Source organism: Flammeovirga aprica JL-4 (assembly GCF_012844305.1).
GTDB lineage: Bacteria > Bacteroidota > Bacteroidia > Cytophagales > Flammeovirgaceae > Flammeovirga > Flammeovirga aprica.
The window spans coordinates 65,214-81,561 of record NZ_JABANE010000008.1 but is presented as its reverse complement, the minus strand read 5'-3'; the positions used below and the strand labels follow the sequence as shown (position 1 = coordinate 81,561).

General features: G+C 35.8%; 23 protein-coding genes. 4 read left to right on the top strand and 19 right to left on the bottom strand.

The annotated features are described in order from the left end of the window. Positions 1-13: 13 nt before the first annotated feature. Positions 14-601, bottom strand: coding sequence for a hypothetical protein (locus HHU12_RS04400; RefSeq protein ID WP_169655377.1), 588 nt, complete (start codon positions 599-601; stop codon positions 14-16). 123 nt (positions 602-724) lie between these two features. Here HHU12_RS04400 and HHU12_RS04395 point away from each other — a divergent pair, with 123 nt between their 5' ends. Then, on the top strand, positions 725-1,858 hold the full coding sequence (locus HHU12_RS04395; protein ID WP_169655375.1) for a hypothetical protein: 1,134 nt from the start codon (positions 725-727) through the stop codon (positions 1,856-1,858). Here the strand turns inward: HHU12_RS04395 and HHU12_RS04390 are convergent. From HHU12_RS04390 to HHU12_RS04305, 18 genes are all read right to left on the bottom strand, one after another. After that, positions 1,855-2,214 carry a hypothetical protein gene (locus HHU12_RS04390; RefSeq protein WP_169655373.1) on the bottom strand — a complete coding sequence of 120 codons (360 nt, stop codon included), beginning with the start codon at positions 2,212-2,214 and terminating at the stop codon, positions 1,855-1,857. The genes HHU12_RS04395 and HHU12_RS04390 overlap by 4 nt on opposite strands. Further along, entirely contained in the window at positions 2,211-4,811 is a 2,601-nt protein-coding gene (locus HHU12_RS04385) for a sbcc family protein (RefSeq protein ID WP_169655371.1), read from the bottom strand. The genes HHU12_RS04390 and HHU12_RS04385 overlap by 4 nt, the downstream gene beginning before the upstream one ends. Positions 4,812-4,880: 69 nt before the next feature. Beyond that, positions 4,881-5,438, bottom strand: a complete 558-nt coding sequence (locus HHU12_RS04380) for a hypothetical protein (protein ID WP_169655369.1) — start codon at positions 5,436-5,438, stop codon at positions 4,881-4,883. Between the two features lie 5 nt (positions 5,439-5,443). Further along, positions 5,444-5,767 carry a hypothetical protein gene (locus HHU12_RS04375; protein WP_169655367.1) on the bottom strand — a complete coding sequence of 108 codons (324 nt, stop codon included), beginning with the start codon at positions 5,765-5,767 and terminating at the stop codon, positions 5,444-5,446. Between the two features lie 96 nt (positions 5,768-5,863). Then, positions 5,864-6,871: a hypothetical protein gene (locus tag HHU12_RS04370; RefSeq protein ID WP_169655365.1), complete on the bottom strand. Its 1,008-nt coding sequence runs from the start codon at positions 6,869-6,871 to the stop codon at positions 5,864-5,866. Positions 6,872-6,877: 6 nt separating this feature from the next. Further along, a complete protein-coding gene (locus tag HHU12_RS04365) occupies positions 6,878-8,119 on the bottom strand; it encodes a S49 family peptidase (protein ID WP_169655364.1) in 1,242 nt (413 codons plus the stop codon). 86 nt (positions 8,120-8,205) lie between these two features. Beyond that, entirely contained in the window at positions 8,206-8,652 is a 447-nt protein-coding gene (locus HHU12_RS04360) for a hypothetical protein (RefSeq protein WP_169655362.1), read from the bottom strand. A 112-nt stretch (positions 8,653-8,764) separates the two neighbouring features. Continuing rightward, complete coding sequence (locus tag HHU12_RS04355; protein ID WP_169655360.1) at positions 8,765-9,313, bottom strand: basic helix-loop-helix domain-containing protein; 549 nt, start codon at positions 9,311-9,313, stop codon at positions 8,765-8,767. 283 nt (positions 9,314-9,596) lie between these two features. Then, complete coding sequence (locus tag HHU12_RS04350; RefSeq protein ID WP_169655358.1) at positions 9,597-9,860, bottom strand: hypothetical protein; 264 nt, start codon at positions 9,858-9,860, stop codon at positions 9,597-9,599. Between the two features lie 4 nt (positions 9,861-9,864). Then, positions 9,865-10,215, bottom strand: a complete 351-nt coding sequence (locus HHU12_RS04345; protein ID WP_169655356.1) for a DUF2528 family protein — start codon at positions 10,213-10,215, stop codon at positions 9,865-9,867. Positions 10,216-10,218: 3 nt separating this feature from the next. After that, on the bottom strand, positions 10,219-10,500 hold the full coding sequence (locus HHU12_RS04340) for a hypothetical protein (protein ID WP_169655355.1): 282 nt from the start codon (positions 10,498-10,500) through the stop codon (positions 10,219-10,221). A 217-nt stretch (positions 10,501-10,717) separates the two neighbouring features. Continuing rightward, a complete protein-coding gene (locus HHU12_RS04335; RefSeq protein ID WP_169655353.1) occupies positions 10,718-11,008 on the bottom strand; it encodes a hypothetical protein in 291 nt (96 codons plus the stop codon). A 1-nt stretch (position 11,009) separates the two neighbouring features. After that, the gene (locus HHU12_RS04330; RefSeq protein ID WP_169655351.1) at positions 11,010-11,708 is read right to left on the bottom strand and encodes a hypothetical protein; all 699 of its coding nucleotides are present in this window, start codon (positions 11,706-11,708) and stop codon (positions 11,010-11,012) included. Further along, positions 11,708-12,355 (bottom strand): hypothetical protein, encoded by a 648-nt coding sequence (locus HHU12_RS04325; RefSeq protein ID WP_169655349.1) that lies wholly within the window; start codon positions 12,353-12,355, stop codon positions 11,708-11,710. Before HHU12_RS04325 ends, HHU12_RS04330 begins: the two co-directional genes overlap by 1 nt. A 62-nt stretch (positions 12,356-12,417) precedes the next feature. After that, complete coding sequence (locus HHU12_RS04320; RefSeq protein WP_169655347.1) at positions 12,418-13,020, bottom strand: hypothetical protein; 603 nt, start codon at positions 13,018-13,020, stop codon at positions 12,418-12,420. Then, the gene (locus HHU12_RS04315; RefSeq protein WP_169655345.1) at positions 13,017-13,298 is read right to left on the bottom strand and encodes a hypothetical protein; all 282 of its coding nucleotides are present in this window, start codon (positions 13,296-13,298) and stop codon (positions 13,017-13,019) included. Before HHU12_RS04315 ends, HHU12_RS04320 begins: the two co-directional genes overlap by 4 nt. Further along, complete coding sequence (locus HHU12_RS04310) at positions 13,295-13,483, bottom strand: hypothetical protein (protein ID WP_169655343.1); 189 nt, start codon at positions 13,481-13,483, stop codon at positions 13,295-13,297. Before HHU12_RS04310 ends, HHU12_RS04315 begins: the two co-directional genes overlap by 4 nt. Continuing rightward, the gene (locus HHU12_RS04305) at positions 13,476-14,060 is read right to left on the bottom strand and encodes a 3'-5' exonuclease (protein ID WP_169655341.1); all 585 of its coding nucleotides are present in this window, start codon (positions 14,058-14,060) and stop codon (positions 13,476-13,478) included. The genes HHU12_RS04310 and HHU12_RS04305 overlap by 8 nt, the downstream gene beginning before the upstream one ends. A 178-nt stretch (positions 14,061-14,238) precedes the next feature. Between HHU12_RS04305 and HHU12_RS04300 the strand changes: the two genes are divergently transcribed. From HHU12_RS04300 to HHU12_RS04290, 3 genes are all read left to right on the top strand, one after another. Further along, entirely contained in the window at positions 14,239-14,667 is a 429-nt protein-coding gene (locus tag HHU12_RS04300) for a hypothetical protein (RefSeq protein WP_169655339.1), read from the top strand. A 141-nt stretch (positions 14,668-14,808) separates the two neighbouring features. After that, entirely contained in the window at positions 14,809-16,089 is a 1,281-nt protein-coding gene (locus tag HHU12_RS04295) for a peptidase U32 family protein (protein WP_253273962.1), read from the top strand. A 16-nt stretch (positions 16,090-16,105) separates the two neighbouring features. Further along, positions 16,106-16,339, top strand: coding sequence for a ferredoxin (locus tag HHU12_RS04290; protein WP_062620355.1), 234 nt, complete (start codon positions 16,106-16,108; stop codon positions 16,337-16,339). The last annotated feature ends 9 nt before the right edge of the window (positions 16,340-16,348 follow it).

Genomic DNA, 16,348 nt, shown 5'->3' with positions numbered 1-16,348 from the left:
CTACCTGTGTACCTCATTCTTCCTCCTCTTCTTGCGGTGAATCATTAAACTCTATACGCTCTACTGGAATGTCTATCACATCAGGGTATTCCTGGATAATGTCACCTCCAATATTTAGAATAGCTACTGTTGTACGTTCGAAAAGAGAAGGGTCCGGCAAATCAGGATCATCTTGATCCAGCTTGAGCAGTTTCGATATACGGTCATTTATTCTTGACGCTATTTCTATATCTTCACCAAGATCTTTACCTGCTTCTTTCTTTCTTTTTATTTCAGATTCTTGTAGGTCAAGAAGTCTATACTGACGTTCTGCATTAAGAAACCGAAGTGCTTGTTTTCGTGATTGTAATGGATTACCATAGATTTCAAGTGCTTGATTGACTGCTTTGAAGGCCCCTGAAATACTATTGATGTCAGGATCTTCTTCTTGAATTTTTCTAGCTACTTGGGCAATAGAATTAGACTCAAATAACATATGATACGCCTTTTGACAACGTTCCATTATTTGAACCTGCTTTGCTGTAAGTGATCTCAATTCACCACTTTCATAGAGCTTGATGGCTTCTACAGCGTTTGTAACTTTCTTTTTGACTCCTAACATAAACAAAAACGCAATTGCGTGATAAGGCTAATTTCATCACTGCAATTGCGTTTTTTTAGGACTAGTTTAAGTAACTCACATTTTTAAATTGTAAATTGTGTTATAACTAAAATTAGATTAATAATGAGCGAAGACAAATTTAAAAAATTAATAAAAACAGCAAAACCAAATAATTCTCATCTAAAAATTACTGCACTTGACTTAGCAAAGAGTAGATTTGCTTTGGATCAAAAGTTCTCTGCATTATCAGCTCTAAATGCATACCCTAAAATTAATATCCCACCCAGTATTATTTCGGTTATTGGTGTTCCTCCTGTAGTTCAGCAACCTGATGGCTTTGCCAAAATGATACAACACATAGATAAGTTCAATAATAGTTTCAATTATTCTATTTCCGCTTTGAACGAAAAGATGGCTAAAAGTATAACCTCAATAGCTCTACCCCAAAATAATTTTGCTCAATCAATACCTGACTTAGCTAAGTTTTCTTCATTTGGAATACCTTCTATCGCTAACCTAACAGATCACTTAAAAGGTATTAGCGTAATTGATGAGCATTTTTCAAAATTTAATTCAATTAATAATCCTTCTTACTTATCAAACCTTTCATCAGAGATGAATAAGTTGCAGGAATTTATGGCAAAAATGCCTACAATAAATGAGTTTGCTACTGTTTTTGATGCTTTTGAGGAGTTGGAAATAGAAGGTATAGAAGATGAATTAGAGGTTGCAAGAAGGATTGAAGAATTTGAAGGTAATGTAAATGCTATTGAAGAAGGTTCTACAACCAACCCTATTAGTTTTCCGAATGTAAAATGGTTTACAGGATTATTCTCTGCTGCTGTTTTTACTGAAATATTTAGGGTATTATTAGAACAAGGATTTAATCTTTCGTTTTTATTATCTACCTATTTAAGTCAGCAAACACCTGAACATACAATAGAAATTATACAGAAAGTAGAAAATGTAAAATCAGAAGCTTCAAAAACTAATTCTAAAATAGACAATCTTCATAAAACTTTTGAAAAACATGTTTTTAACTCTTCAAAAGATACTTACTTTACTCCATTAAAAATTGTTAAAGAAAATGCTGTACTACGTAAAGCTCCTAGTAAAGTAAGTCCTAAGGAAGGTCTAGCTTTAAGAGGACAATCAGTTTATATATTATTTCAAGAGTTAGATTATTATCAAGTGTGTTATAAAGATATGAATACAAACAAAACTCATATGGGATACCTTCATATCAACTGTTTCTAATCTTGATTTTGCTTTCTTAAGAATTCTTTCAAATCTTCAATTTCATCAAGTATATCCTCATTTCCATTTTCAATTTCTTCCACCTTATTTACCAAGGACATGAGGATAATATTTGATTTTTGATTGATTTCATTGAATTCTGAGACAACCAAAATAAATTGTTTCGTATTCTCCTGTTTGTCATTCTTTTCAACTTTCAAATCATAGTAAAGTAACATACATATCCCAAGTAGCACCAGCTGAAAGAAAAAATTAACCAACCTCTCAAAAGATTGATTATCTGCTTTTTTTACGATTTTCTGAGCAATACCTTTTTTAACTTCAGAAATTCCTGTAGGATCAATTTGATTTATCATACCTGTGCTTCTAATTTATCTTCATTTATTCTGTCTTGAACACTTTCAATGTCTGAATAAGTGACATACGCTTTCATTATTGATTTCTGAGTCATGACAGCCTCTGTATTTCTTCTTACCTCAGTGATTAACTCAACTAAAAGTGTATCTGTTTTTGAAGTGACTTCCTGGTTACTGAGAGGAGCCCCATCAGAACCTTGATTTTCCATTGTAGGTAATGTACCACCGTCTTCAAAAACTGCTGCTCCATTTCTATACATTGAACTGTATAACAACTGGTCGACGATAGGTTTGTTGTTTGCATAAGTGGCTTTTGATAAAATGGGCTCTCCCCCTTCCACTTCAGCTACTATTTGACCGGTGGATGGATTAAGTATTGGCATTCCTCCAGAAGCATGAGAAGGACCTGAGAGCAATAAACCACCATCTCCATATTTTGCATTGTTGATTTTTGAAACGTTCATGGCTGTTCTGCCAATTGCAACACCCGTTTGAATTGCTCCCCAAATGTATCCCATTGGTCCAAATTCTGCTGAATTCTTCCAAATTGATGTTACTTCTTTTATACCATCAATAATTGCAGCTGCAGCCTGCATTGTTTGGATCTTCCGGAAGTGCTTTTTTCGCATCTCTTCATCTGAAGAGAGAATATTAGAAAGGCTTTCAAAAGTAGATTGCGCTGAAGACAAATTGTTATCATACAATTTGTTGTTTGCTTCTTCAGCTCGCAATAGGTTCTCTTTTGTCTTTTTCTGATAATCCAGATCTACTTTAAATATACTGTTCTTGACCTTTTGAGCTTCTGCAGACTCTCTGCCATGCATTTCTTGCACCAAAGCCAATTGCCTCTCAAGTGCAGCTCTTTTTAGTTCATAAAGTAGCTGATCCCTTTCCTGTTGTGTTATGAGGTCATTCTGAAACTTCTCTTCAGCTAAAAGAGCTTCTTCTTCCTCAAATATGGCCTCTTCACCTAAGAACTCTTGTCTTCTTGCCCATTTTAGCTCTTGAAGCTCCCTATCTCTTGCTTCTTCTAGTAGTTTTTTTCGTTCGGTAGCGAGATATTCACCTTCTGTAATTGCTTCTATTTGTCGCTGATAGGATTCTTTTATCTGAGCTTCTTTTTGGTCAAACTGATCTTGAATAAGAGAAATTTCAAGATCTGCCAATTGTTGCTCTATTTTAAGCCTTTCTTTGGCTTCTTTTGCTCTTTCTTGTGCTGCTTTTTTCTCTTCAGCAGCCATTTTATTACGGAGCTCATTCAACCTGTTCAGCAACTCCCTTTGTCTGGCTAATGATTGAGTTTCAAGATTGACCAACTTGATGGATTCTTCTCTGGCTTTCTGAGTATCTTCTTCTGTACTGTCTGCTCTAGCATCATCTGCCCATGCAATAGCCGCTCTTTCTCTTTGTAATGCTAATTGTCTTTTCAGTCCTTCCTGTTCTATCTCATTTGCCTTGATAAGTGCAGCTTCTCTTTCTTCAAATGATTTAGTAGAATCTCTAGTGAGGAAAATAAGTTCCTGTATTTCTTTTTTCCTTTTTGCATTCGCTAGTGACTCTAAATTTTCGGCTTCTACAAGCCTATTCATTCTTTCAGCAAGTTGCATTGCTAGCTTTACATCTTCTGAAATATTGTCACCTAGACTTTTAGCAGCTTCAGAAGCATAATTGAAAACCTTATCTAATGCCATTTCAGACACCCCTTCTTTCAGTTTGGCATAATTAAGCGTGAATACACCTTCTAATATCTTTCCAAACCCCACAGAAATAGTGACAAATTCATTTATGAAGTCCATAAACAAATCACTTAGACCAGAAAGTGCTTTGCTGGCTCCCTTCTTCATTCTCTCCCAGTCAAATGAAAGTATATCTGAGAAAACACTATAAATACTGTTGAAAGTAGGTACAGCCTTGGATGCTAAAAAAGAAATAAGCTGATTCATTGACTCAAAAATGGCATCAGTGAAAGCTCCCATTGCTGCCATGATAATATTGAGCTGTTCTACTCCTTTCTTTGTTCTAGTAAACCATCCATAAACAGCTGTAAGAGCAATGATCAAAGCACCTATTCCAGTAGAGATAATAGCACCTCTTAGTAACCCGAATGAAGTTTTAGCAGACATTACAACACCTTTCAGTCCTTGAAATGTATTAGCCAATTGAGAAACTTCACCTGAAAAAGGGACAAATGACTGCCATTCATTTGTCATTTTCTTAGATTCATCTCTGGTGTTTCTTATTTCATTATTCAGCGTTCTCATACGGTCATTAACCGCTGTCAGTTCTTTGCTTTTACGAATAAATTCATCTGTTCCTGGTGTAAGCTGTTTTAATTCGTTTTTGAGTTGTGCAGATTTTTTCGCTAAGTCTTTTAAAGGCAATGCTGTCAACCCTATTTCTTTACGGAGCTTTTCTTGTTTGTCTTTTATCTCATCAAGTTCTTTTGTTTTAGCAATGTACTCATCCGTTCCTTTTGCCATGCCTTTCAGCTGGCCTCTCAGCTCCTTTGCTTCAGCATCTAAATCTGCAAGAGTACTCAATGCTTTATTACCATTGATTTCTACTTGAACTTGTATATTCTCTCTTAATCCTGCCATGATTATATTCAAAAAAAGCCGGGTATTTCACCGGCTTCGTGTTGATTGTAGAAAATTGCAAAGAACACGCTAAGGTCCTGGTGTAACTACTGTTTGAGGTGCTGATTCAAGGATAATCAGAGGTATGATATTTTCTGCTGTAAGTACAAACGTAACATTACGAGCCTCAGTACCTGTTTTTCCTGTACCACCGCTGACCTCTTCGCAGTTTGCTGGTGAATCGATCGTTCCGATCTGTACCAGCTGTTTATTTCTATCTTTTGCCACGCAAACAATGTCCTCATTAAGGAAATTACGGGCTACCTGTAACGCTTTTTCGTTGTTAGTTGGAATTGCAAACTCAAGAAACTGCTTGAATGACTTTGAATCATACTCTCCTTGACTTTCAAAACGTGCAACTCCAGTGTCTTTAGTGTGGTAAATTGTAGCGAAAACCTCCGTAAGATCATCTACAAAAGTAAAATCTTCTGCAGCGTCTACCTTTACTGCAGGTGCAGTAATAGCAGGCTCAGAGGCTAAAGCATCAGCTCTAATCAAGAAGATGTTTTTTGACAAGCCTCCAATGTTACCATCTAATGTAATACCAAGGTCTGACCTTGATATGTTAGGGATTGTTACGTCTGCCATATTGACTATTCGTTTTCAGCTCCTGCATCAGAAGCAAGGTTGACAACTTCAATAATACTCGCCTCAATTTCCTCCAATGTGCCTAAAACCTCTTCATACTGTTTAGGATTTTCAGCAATCTTGGAAGTGATATAACTTTCTCCACGCATTGAGAATTTCACTACTGAGAAAGTATATTTTTTGTTGTTGTGTTCGAAAGAGTCAGGCACTTTTAGAACTTCCTCTTTTCCTGATTTCTTAAGACCAGCAATATTTTCCAACACTTCAACACGTTCTTGTAAAGCTTGAATAAGTAATTCTAGCTCTTTATCTTTTTTTGACGCTGACATTTTATTTCTTTTTTTAGTGAGAAAAAAGGGAAGAGAAAGCCCCTTCCCCTTTTAAATTCAAACTATTTCTCTCTTTTTAATTACCCTTTAAAAGGTCTAAGGTTTATCCCAATCTGTCACCCAGACAATTTGAGTATCATTTGTTGCTGAAGGAACACCAATAAATTCGAAACCTGGAGCAATCTTGTAATCTCCTGTTATGCGAACCTCTCTCTCATCTTCATGAGTGGTAACTGTAAGCATCTTATCTTCTCCAGTATAATTTGAACACCAAATTAAATTACCTGGTAAAGTAGTCCACAGTCGAGATTCTGAAGACATAGAAAGCAACGGCACTAAGTAACAACGTCCTAATGCTCCTACTGTAATGATCTCTTTTGAGTTATAGTCATTGTTGCCACCATACTTACTTCTTCGATTGTAAAATGCATCCTTATGGAAGGTTGGAGAACAATAAATAGGAAGCGTTGGATAGCTCAGTACTAAACTATCTGGCAATGAATCTGCAAAAGTATCTGCATAATCAAGAGTTGTCGTATTATCATACGCACCCTGTACAGATGGAGCTAATGTTCCTGCAGTAATCGCATCTGTCAATACTTTCTTTACACCATCAACTACATCTGCCGCTGCACCAGGAGTAGGATAGGTAGGTGCTAAAAATTGACCACGCCAAAAAATATCCATCTCTGTTTCACGGGCCTTTGCAGAAATGATAGATGACAATGTTTCATTGTAAATTGATTGTACAGATTGTTGATTCACATTTGATCTCCTTCCTGCTGTCAAATAACCAATAATTGATTGTTGAATACGTCGAAGGTCATCATAATCAATACTGTAATCAATTTTCGCATCACGCACCACTGTCTCATGTGGATGAACCGCTAGTTTGTTCACTAATGGGGTAAAACCCTTCATTCCTGGTTGAAGAATTTTCTCCAATCGCTTACCTTTCCCAAGATAACGATCTTGCACACCTGCAATAGGTCGGCATTGTTGTACAGAAGGAGCATCACCCATACCCATCAACTCAATATCAATCATTGCTTGATTTTGAGTGTAATAGCGTTTCATCTCACTTCCGAAAGTAGAAATATCCATTGTATTCTAAATAAGAACGTTGTTGTTTTGAGGAGTGTACTTAAAGCTATAATCAACCTTCAAGCCTTGCTTTTTAGCCATCTGAGCTGTTTCGTCTTCAATGTAATCTTCGTCTTGTGAAGCACCTGCAAACTGATCACCTTGAACCTGTGCTACTGCTGGAGTAGTTGCCGGTTCATCTTCTAGTTCCTGAATTCTTGCATTAGCAGTCGCTAATTCAGATTCCAGTTCTGTCACTCTTGCCTCTGCTGTCTCTGCTCTAGCTGTAGCATCCTGAACAGATTGTTCTAGCTCAGTAGCTTGAGTTTCGATTGCATCAGCAATAGCTTGAGGTTCGGCATCTAGCCCTAAACCTGCTTTTACTTTGTTTAAGAATTCCATTTCTTCTGCTGAATTGATGTTGTTTTGAATGTCTGAAAGAGCAGAAATCGCATCGTCGTAAAGACCTATCTTGTCAGCCAAACCCAATTCAATTGCATCACTGGCAAAGTAGGTAGCACCTGTAAGGCATGAATCATCAATTTGGGGTCTGTTTGATTTGACTGAGGCATGAAACCCATTGTTAAGGGGATCTAATTGGGTTTCAATATATTTATCTGGCTTCCCTCCTAACATTTCTTCTGCAGGAAGGTTTTTATCTTTCGATTTAGTAGCACGATACATCACTGTTTTGATTCCCAGTTTTGCATAGTATTCTGTAAAGTCAGTATAGGAAACCATTGTTCCTATCGATCCTACAAGAGCAGTAGCTGAAGACAGAATAATCTGGTCACAAGCTGAAGCAATCCAGTATCCCCCACTGCACGCCATTTGTTCAACAAATGCAACTTTAGGAGTGGAAATATTGGAAATTACATTCACTAAATACTCTGTACCTAACGCCTGTCCTCCTGGAGTACTCAAATTGAGGATGATTCCTTTGATGTTTGGTTTTTTGTCTGCTTCCTGTATCCATTTAGCATAAGACTTCATACCATAATTACAATAGCCGTCTTGATAAGTTAATGGTCCTGATAAATCAATGGAAACGTGGCATTCTTCTTCCACATGGGTAAAGCCATAGGTTCTATAAGTATTACCTTCAGCATTGATTACCTGCAGACAGTTTTCAGCTTGTTTTTCTTCACTTTCTGAAAAATCTCCATTAAGAACACTTGCTACCAAATGGGAGTAAGCTCTTGCTGCATCGGCTGTCAGTAGCCAACGTCCTTGTAAAATTTCATTATATATAAAAAAACCGCTCTTCATACTTCGAAGAACGGTTTTATAAATCCATCGTGTTAGGACGGATTACCAATGAATCGTTAAGCAACCTAACCTTTTAATATACTAAACTATGCAAACAACAAGCTCTTTTTTATACCTAATAAAGTCTTTCCTTTAATCTTCAACAACACATGATTTAGTGAAGTTGCATTTTTACCGAAATCAGTAGTAGAACTCAGGCGTAATGGGTAATCAAGACCTGCAACCCAAATTTGTCCGTTTTCATCTTGAAAATTAGCTACAACCCTATTTAAACCCTCAAGAAATGACAAACTTTCTTCTGTAACCTTAGCAATTTTGGTCATACTATCAACACTGTAGATTTTACCATCCTTACCTGAGTTCTTTTCCACTTTCACACTAGACGAGTCTATCACACTATCAAAACCAAGAAAAGTAGCATTGCTTATACTGTCAATCACTCCGAAACTATTCACAGTATAAGAAATGTTCTCACTCCACTCTGCAAGGTTTATTTTTCTAATTCCTCCTATGTTCAATTGACTCGACTCCATGATTCAAATATAACTAAATGATTCTTTTGAATCAAATTTTTTAGGACAAAAGCGTACTTATTTCATGGTGTATTAACAAATACGCATCGGACAAAAGCGTACCAAAAAAAAACTATTTTTCTTTTGACTGGAGACACATTTCTTTGATCTGCTGTTCTAGCTTTTGATTTTTCTCTTCAAGAATATCAATATACTGCATAGCACTGGCTAGCTGCTGCCCTTTATTTCTTTTAAGAAAAACTTGTCGCTCCACTCCTCTTCTATGAAAAAAACGCTGACATGTTTCAAGACTAAGATCATCCTCAGAAATATCATTATATCTTAAAAAAGAAAGTATAGCTAAGCGTCTGGAACCAAAAAAAGGCTGTGAAGACTCTACTGAGTGCCTTAATGCCAATCTGAAGTAATCATAGAAAAGTGTAAGGTGCTTTGCTTTTTTGAGAATTGTAGTCTTATGAGCTATGAGGTCTGCAGATAATTCCACCATGATAGTGTCATGCTGTTTATTGATAACAGATTCTTTTCCTTTTTTATTTAAAATAGATAGAACAGCTTTTCCTTGAGGGTTATTCTGACGACAAATAATAGGCTCAGGACCAAAGTCATTTATCACATATTTCTTCACGCATCGCTGTATTGGCAAAATTATAATCTCTCCCATTTGTACTATTATTTTGATTAAAATTAATCAATTTGATTCAAAATAATAGTACTCTACTAGAAAAAACACTTACGCAGCTGAAAATCAACATAATAACAACACACCCTCTCAACAAACCCTACACTCTTCTCTCTATATGGTACACGCCACGCACATTGGCGAAACGCAATTGCAGTTTTGGTTTTACTGGATATATGACAAGACCTCTTTCCAATACCCACAAAAAAAGCACAACCGAATTAACGATTGTGCTTTGATGGTAAGGACATTAATGTCCTTAGGATTATTCAATAAGATCTTCCGATTTGTACGCAAAGGATTCTACCTCCTCAAATGCTACCTTTGATAAATCATAAGGATCAGCATCTTCATTATCCTTAGCAATATCATAAAAGAATTCACAGTAAGCTTTCCAAGCTTTATTCATTGTAGCTTCATCTTTAAAGTAATAGGCTTTATGAAACCCTTCCATATATCCTACACCTGATTGCTCAGATACTCCTCCTCTTACGAACTCATCGTATTCTACTAATTCTATTTCACCCATTTTATTAAATATCCTGTTTACTGATTATGCTTAATTGAGAATCTTCTATCTCTATTCTATCTACTTTCAATAGAGTTATACCATAGCTTCCATCAACTGGAGCAAAACCTTCTATCTCTTCAAACTCATTGATAACGCCTTGTAAGTAATCGTAATGTTCAAAAGATGCTAGGACAATCGCTTTCAATGCGTATTTTTTTACAGCTTCGTCAATTGGATCAGCTTCTTTATCATAATCCCACGTAAAGAATTCGAGAACACTTTGAGCTAATTCATTGGTAAATTTCGATGTGTCTATGATGAAAGTAGCAGAAGCTTCAAATACACCATATTGTAACTCATATTTCTTTTTCATGCTTTAAAAATAATTTTGAACCAAAATGTATTCCTCCTGAGTATGGATAATCTTATTAATCATACTCCATTGATAAGGTGAGATCTTAGCTTCATCAGATGATTTAAAACCGCTTTCAGCTTTCAATTCTATCTTTATGGTAGCATCCTTTTCTCTACTTTGACCTTGTATAGAAGGATCGGTATTGTCTTTATAAACAGCATGAACAATATCATTCATTTCACTTTCTACAGCAATGAAGTCATGATCTGACAATTGATTAAATAGATTTTCACCAGTTTTCATCAAGCAACATTATTAAGGGGTTTCACATTCATTTTCTCCTGTATTGTTTCCAATACTGTTCTGCTCCTGTTCGACTGGAGCTTTTGCAACAACCTTTTCTCTGGAAGATGTTGCTGAAGTTTTTGTAAAAGTGTTAACTTTGGCATTAGTAAAATTTTTACGGGTTTTACATGTGCGGTGCAAAGGGTCTCAAATCTGTGCACCGCTTTTTTATTATCTAATAATTCCAGACTGCTTCGTAAAGGTCAAACATTTGATGTAACCTTTTATCGCTGTCTACTGGAGGTTCAATTCCTACGATTTTATCTTTGTTTTCATAAGCATACGCTACAGATAACGCCAAATACTTTGTAGTCTCAAGAATACTTAGCAGTACTTCATCTTTACTGGTTTGAGTTAATAACTTTTCAATAGCCTCATTTTTATTTATTAGTCTTCCCAAGTTGTGATGTCTGCTACTTTCGTTGTGATCTTTGTGATCTTTACTACTTTTTTTTTGTTCGCTCATTTTACTCACTTTTTGATTTGTTGGATAAATAGAATTCATGGTGCTTCAAACGATAGTCATTATCCTTTATCGATTTCGTCAAAACACTGATAACAACATTAACAGGATCAGCTTTATATCCTTTATTGACTGCTGATAGAGTAATATCATATATGATCTTGAAGAGCTTAGATTTTCTACGTTCTAAGTGTTGTTTGTCGTTCACATTTGGAAGTATGAATCTTTGCTCATAAATACTTAATAGGTTTAGACAGATAGCATTTTGCTGGCAACGAACAGCGAAATCTTGAATTGCTTTTACTTTTTCGTCTTGTGCTGCTTCTTTCTTTTCTGTTTGCTCTTTTCTGATTTCCTCTTTTAGTGCTTCTTCATCCGGAATGTATACCAGTTTTAAAAGCTTTTGGAAATCAATTGAAATTCGTCTGTATACTGATTGTGCTTTTTCAACAATCAATACGCCTAGTTTCTTAAATTTTGAAATACAGTTGTTCACCGATGACTCGCTAACTCCAGCTTGTTCAGCATAAAAACAGTTGCTCATTGAAGAACCTTCTTTCCATGAAAAATTAATGATCTTGGAAAGGACCAAACGGTGGCTAGGTGTCCAACCTACCGTTTTAGTCACTTGGTTCAAAAGAGCACTTCTATGCTTTGTTTCTTCGATGTCGAACGTTTTATATATTGCTGTAGTAATTCCCATTACCCTACTTTTTCCACTTGTAAGTCAGCAAGCTTAATTCCTTTACGGCTCGCACTTGCTACGATTGATTTATACTTCTTTTTCCAGTCTTCGCTGACGTTTGCTAACGATTCGATTTCATTTCTTTGCACTGCTAAAGTTTCATCTGCAGAACGTAAATCGATTTGTAATTCATTGGTTTTTGATTCCAGCTGAAGTACTTCATTATTAAGTTTATCAACTGTCTCATTCAACGACTTCTCAACGTTTCTCAACGACTTCACTTCGCCACGTAACGAAAGGTTGACGTTTCTTTGCTCCTCTAAAGTATGAGTAGTTTCTTCGAATAAACGATCTAGCGAATCGTGCTTTTTCTTTAACGTTTGAAGATCGAATCTTGACGTTTCTAAATCACTCTCTAACGATTGATTTTCGTGCTTCATACTCTTTATGATATTCGTTGCTTCTAACAATTGATTCTCTAACGATTGACAACGTTTTTCGGCTTTTTCGACCTCATTAAGCTTGTTTTTAAGGTATGCTTTCACAATCATCATCGATAGGATAGAGGCAAATAAAACGTTAGCAACAAGTACTGTATCGTTCACCTCCAAAGTGGTTATTCTAGCTACAACTTTAGCACAAAACACTACTAAAATAGTGTACATTCCCACTCGTATTAAATTCGTTATACTAAGTAATTTGTCTACTGTTTTCATGACTTAATGGGTTATGATCTTAATTGTTTTTTCATCACTTCAAACTCCGCTGAAGCACCGCCCGTTTGGGTCGTTGATGCTTCGTTGGGAATTGATGATGAATCGTAGTAATTCGTTGGAGCAACGTTAGTAAACGTCTGAGCATCGTCACTAAATCTTTCTGCCAATTGGTGAGATGCGATCATTATAAATAAGCTAGGATAGAAGCCTAATGTGAAGATTCCAAAACCTAACAAAACGTTGATTTCGTTACCGTAGAAAATAGAGTGATAGCTAGCAATCGATAAAATACCTGATACAGTTGCTGAAAAATAGCTACTCTTTCGCATTCCATTTACAGCGAAGAAAAAGGAACCTGTCTCGATAACCAAACCTGCAATTATACCAAAACAACCGCTAATAAGGTGTATAATCCAAGCGTCTGAAGAGCTAATTAAATTGGCTAATTGAGAAGTGATTTTCATGCTGAAAATATTCGCAAAGAAAATAGCAATAGAAGCACTTTGTGCTATTGCCATCATTCCGACAATGAGCATAAAGCCACTGGCTCTCTGGAGCATCCCCAGGAGAACCAATGATTTATTTTCGAACTGTTTTACTTTAGATAAATTCATCTTTTCAATTCTTTAATTTGGAAAGGGAAAAAACCATAGGTATCAGGGTAAGTACTACCCATTGTATTTGTGATGATTATTTTAAAATCACTTTTACCTCTTTTAATTTCTTTGACTTCCTTCTTTTTGAGAGTAGAAGCTTTAATATCAAAGCCCAAAACGCTTTTAATACTATTGTGATCAGCTGTAGAAATTCTAATATCTTCACCATTTAAACAGCTATTCAATACACCTTTTAATAATTCAATAGCGCTTTTTTCTTCTTTAGTTAGATTCATTTTGATTCTATTTTTAAATCTGTCACTTCTCCCACATCCTTTGATTTTGCATCAATCTTAACTCCAATCTCAACATTCCTTCTTTTAGAAAGTATGATCTCTTTCAAACCTTTAATCATATCATAGGTGTCTTTATCTATTTCCTTTTTTACACCTTTCAATCCCATGTAGTATTTCTTAGGCATTTTTTGATGGGTTTAAATGAAAAATTGAAGGATCAACACCTTGCATAACACTTCTCAAAGCTGTTAAGTACCTGATCTGTAAATCACAATCTACAAGTGCATTATGTCTTTCATTTGAGGCATTGAGGTACTTATATTTCAACTCTTTACCGCCATTTTCATAGACGTAAGTTCTTAAACATCTCTCATCTCTATGTGACCAGGGCAATTTTACTTCATAGAAGTGAAAATAGGCTTTAAGTATTTCCAAATCGAATTGAGGAGGGTTAGCCCAAACCTTGATTTCTTCATCTCCTTTATGCTTTAAAATGAAACTCGCTAAATTTTCAATAGCTGTCCCTGGATGTGTTTTACCTGAGAATGCTTCATTTCTTACGTCAGGATCTTGATCATACCACCATTCCAGCGTTTTTTCATCTACTTCCCAACTGTGAAGTTCAGACATAGATCTATTTAATACTGAATAAAATGAAGCATCTGTGAGACCGTTTTTATCAAAAAACTTTGCTCCAATACTCAGAATCAAGCAACCTCGCTTTACCCCAAGTGTCTCTATATCAATCATTAATTCTTTCATTTTATATTAGCTTTTTTGAGTTTTAATTATACTTTTTCAGTAAAAGACTTACATTTTTGTCTTTTTCAGTATAAAGTAATTATATTGCACTAGATCAATTATTTTTAATTGATAAGCAATAATATAAATGATTCGCTTTAAATCAAAATATTTTAACTAGAATAATTATTTTTATCTCATGAAAGCAATAGCAGGAGAAAATTTCAGAGAGCTTTACGGTATCAAGACGAATGCTGATGCTGATAAACTTGCTGAAAGAATCAACAAGTCAAGAGGTACAATATGGAACTACTGTAAAGCCTCATATCCAACAAAAGAAATGTTTGAATTAATTCAAGAGGACTTTCCTAACTTAAATATGAATTGGTTCATCTTTAATCTAGGAGCAAAAAATTTAGAATTAGATCCAGAGCCTCCAAAATCAGAGTTTGATAAGTTCAAAGAGGAAGTAAAAAGCCAAATGGGGTTACTACAAGAGAAATTATTATTACATGATACTTTGTTAAGTAATATAAACTCGACTCTGGGAAAGCTTAACGGCAATTCAACAGGCAAAGAAACTACTGAAATAGAGATAGTTACTAATATTCTTAAAAACGTTTCTTAAGATAAGTAAATATCCCTTATCTTTGCCGGTCAATCAGCTGTACCAAAGGTGTCACAGTTTTGAATTGTCGAAAAATAGATTGATTATCAGTTGGTTTGAATTATGCTATTTTTTCAAACCGAATTTTAAAATAAACATAAAGTGGAGCATAAATTTAAAAAACCTGCAACAAAACGTCCAGTAGAATTAATGGCGCCTGCAGGCGGATTTGACTCAATGATGGCTGCCATCCAAGGTGGAGCCGACTCTATATATTTTGGGGTAGAACAGCTCAATATGAGAGCTCGTGCCTCTATGAACTTCACTCTTGATGATCTTGAGGAAGTGGCTCGCATCTGTAATGAGAATGGCGTAAGATCTTATTTAACACTTAACACAATTATCTATGAGCATGATTTATCAATTATGCGTAGAGTTGTGGATCGTGTAAAGGAATCTGGTATTACTGCCATCATCGCTTCTGACCAAGCTGTTATTGCTTATGCATTCAGAATCGGTGTTGAAGTACATATCTCAACGCAAGTGAACATTACAAATGCGGAGACAGTACGTTTCTACTCTACATTTGCAGACGTAATGGTACTTTCAAGAGAACTTTCTATGGTTCAAATGAAGACCATCTGTGATACGATCAAAAACGAGAACATCACGGGTCCTTCAGGTGAATTGGTAGAAGTGGAAGTATTTGCTCACGGTGCATTGTGTATGGCAGTTTCTGGTAAGTGTTACTTATCACTACATACGCAAAACTCATCTGCAAACAGAGGTGCTTGTGTTCAAAACTGCCGTAGAAAGTATAAGGTAATTGACATCGAAGACGGTCACGAATTAGAGATCGACAATGAGTACATCATGTCGCCGGAAGATTTATGTACTATCGACTTCCTAGATCAATTATTGGATACTGGGGTGAAAGTATTGAAAATTGAAGGTCGTGGTAAAGGTCCTGAATACGTGAAGACTGTTGCTCAATGCTACAGAGAAGCAATTGACAGCTACTTCGAAGGTACTTACACTAAAGAGAAAGGTGAGCAGTGGAAAGAGCGTATGACTGAAGTTTACAACCGTGGATTCTGGGGTGGTTACTACCTTGGTCAAGAAATGGGTAAATGGACAGATCAGCACGGTTCTAAAGCCAAAACGAGAAAGGTATTCTTGGGTAACGGTCGTCGTTATTTCAAAAATATTCAAGTGGCGGAATTCCAATTAGAAACACAAAAAGTAAAAGTAGGTGATAAACTTCTAATCACTGGTCCTACTACTGGTGTGGTAGAAACTGTAGTGGAAGAACTTCACGTCAACGATGAAGGAAAGAAAGAGATGGCAGTAAAAGGCGATACGTTCAGTATCAAATTGGATACGCAAATCCGTCCTTCTGATAAATTGTATAAATTAGTGGATGCAGAAACTGTAGAAGCTTAATTCGTCAAAAACGATTATGAGTAAAATTACAATTACGCATCAACGAAATAAATGCATTGGCTGTAACTATTGTGTGGAGTTTGCTCCTGACAGATGGGTGATGTCAAAAAGAGATGGGAAAGCTACTTTGGTGGGTGGAGTCAACAAAAAAGGCTTTTATACTACTAAGGTGAGTCCTATTGAACTAGATGAAAATATTAAGGCGGCTGAGGCTTGTCCTGTGAAAATCATAAAAGTCAAAGAGTTTTAATTAAGGATT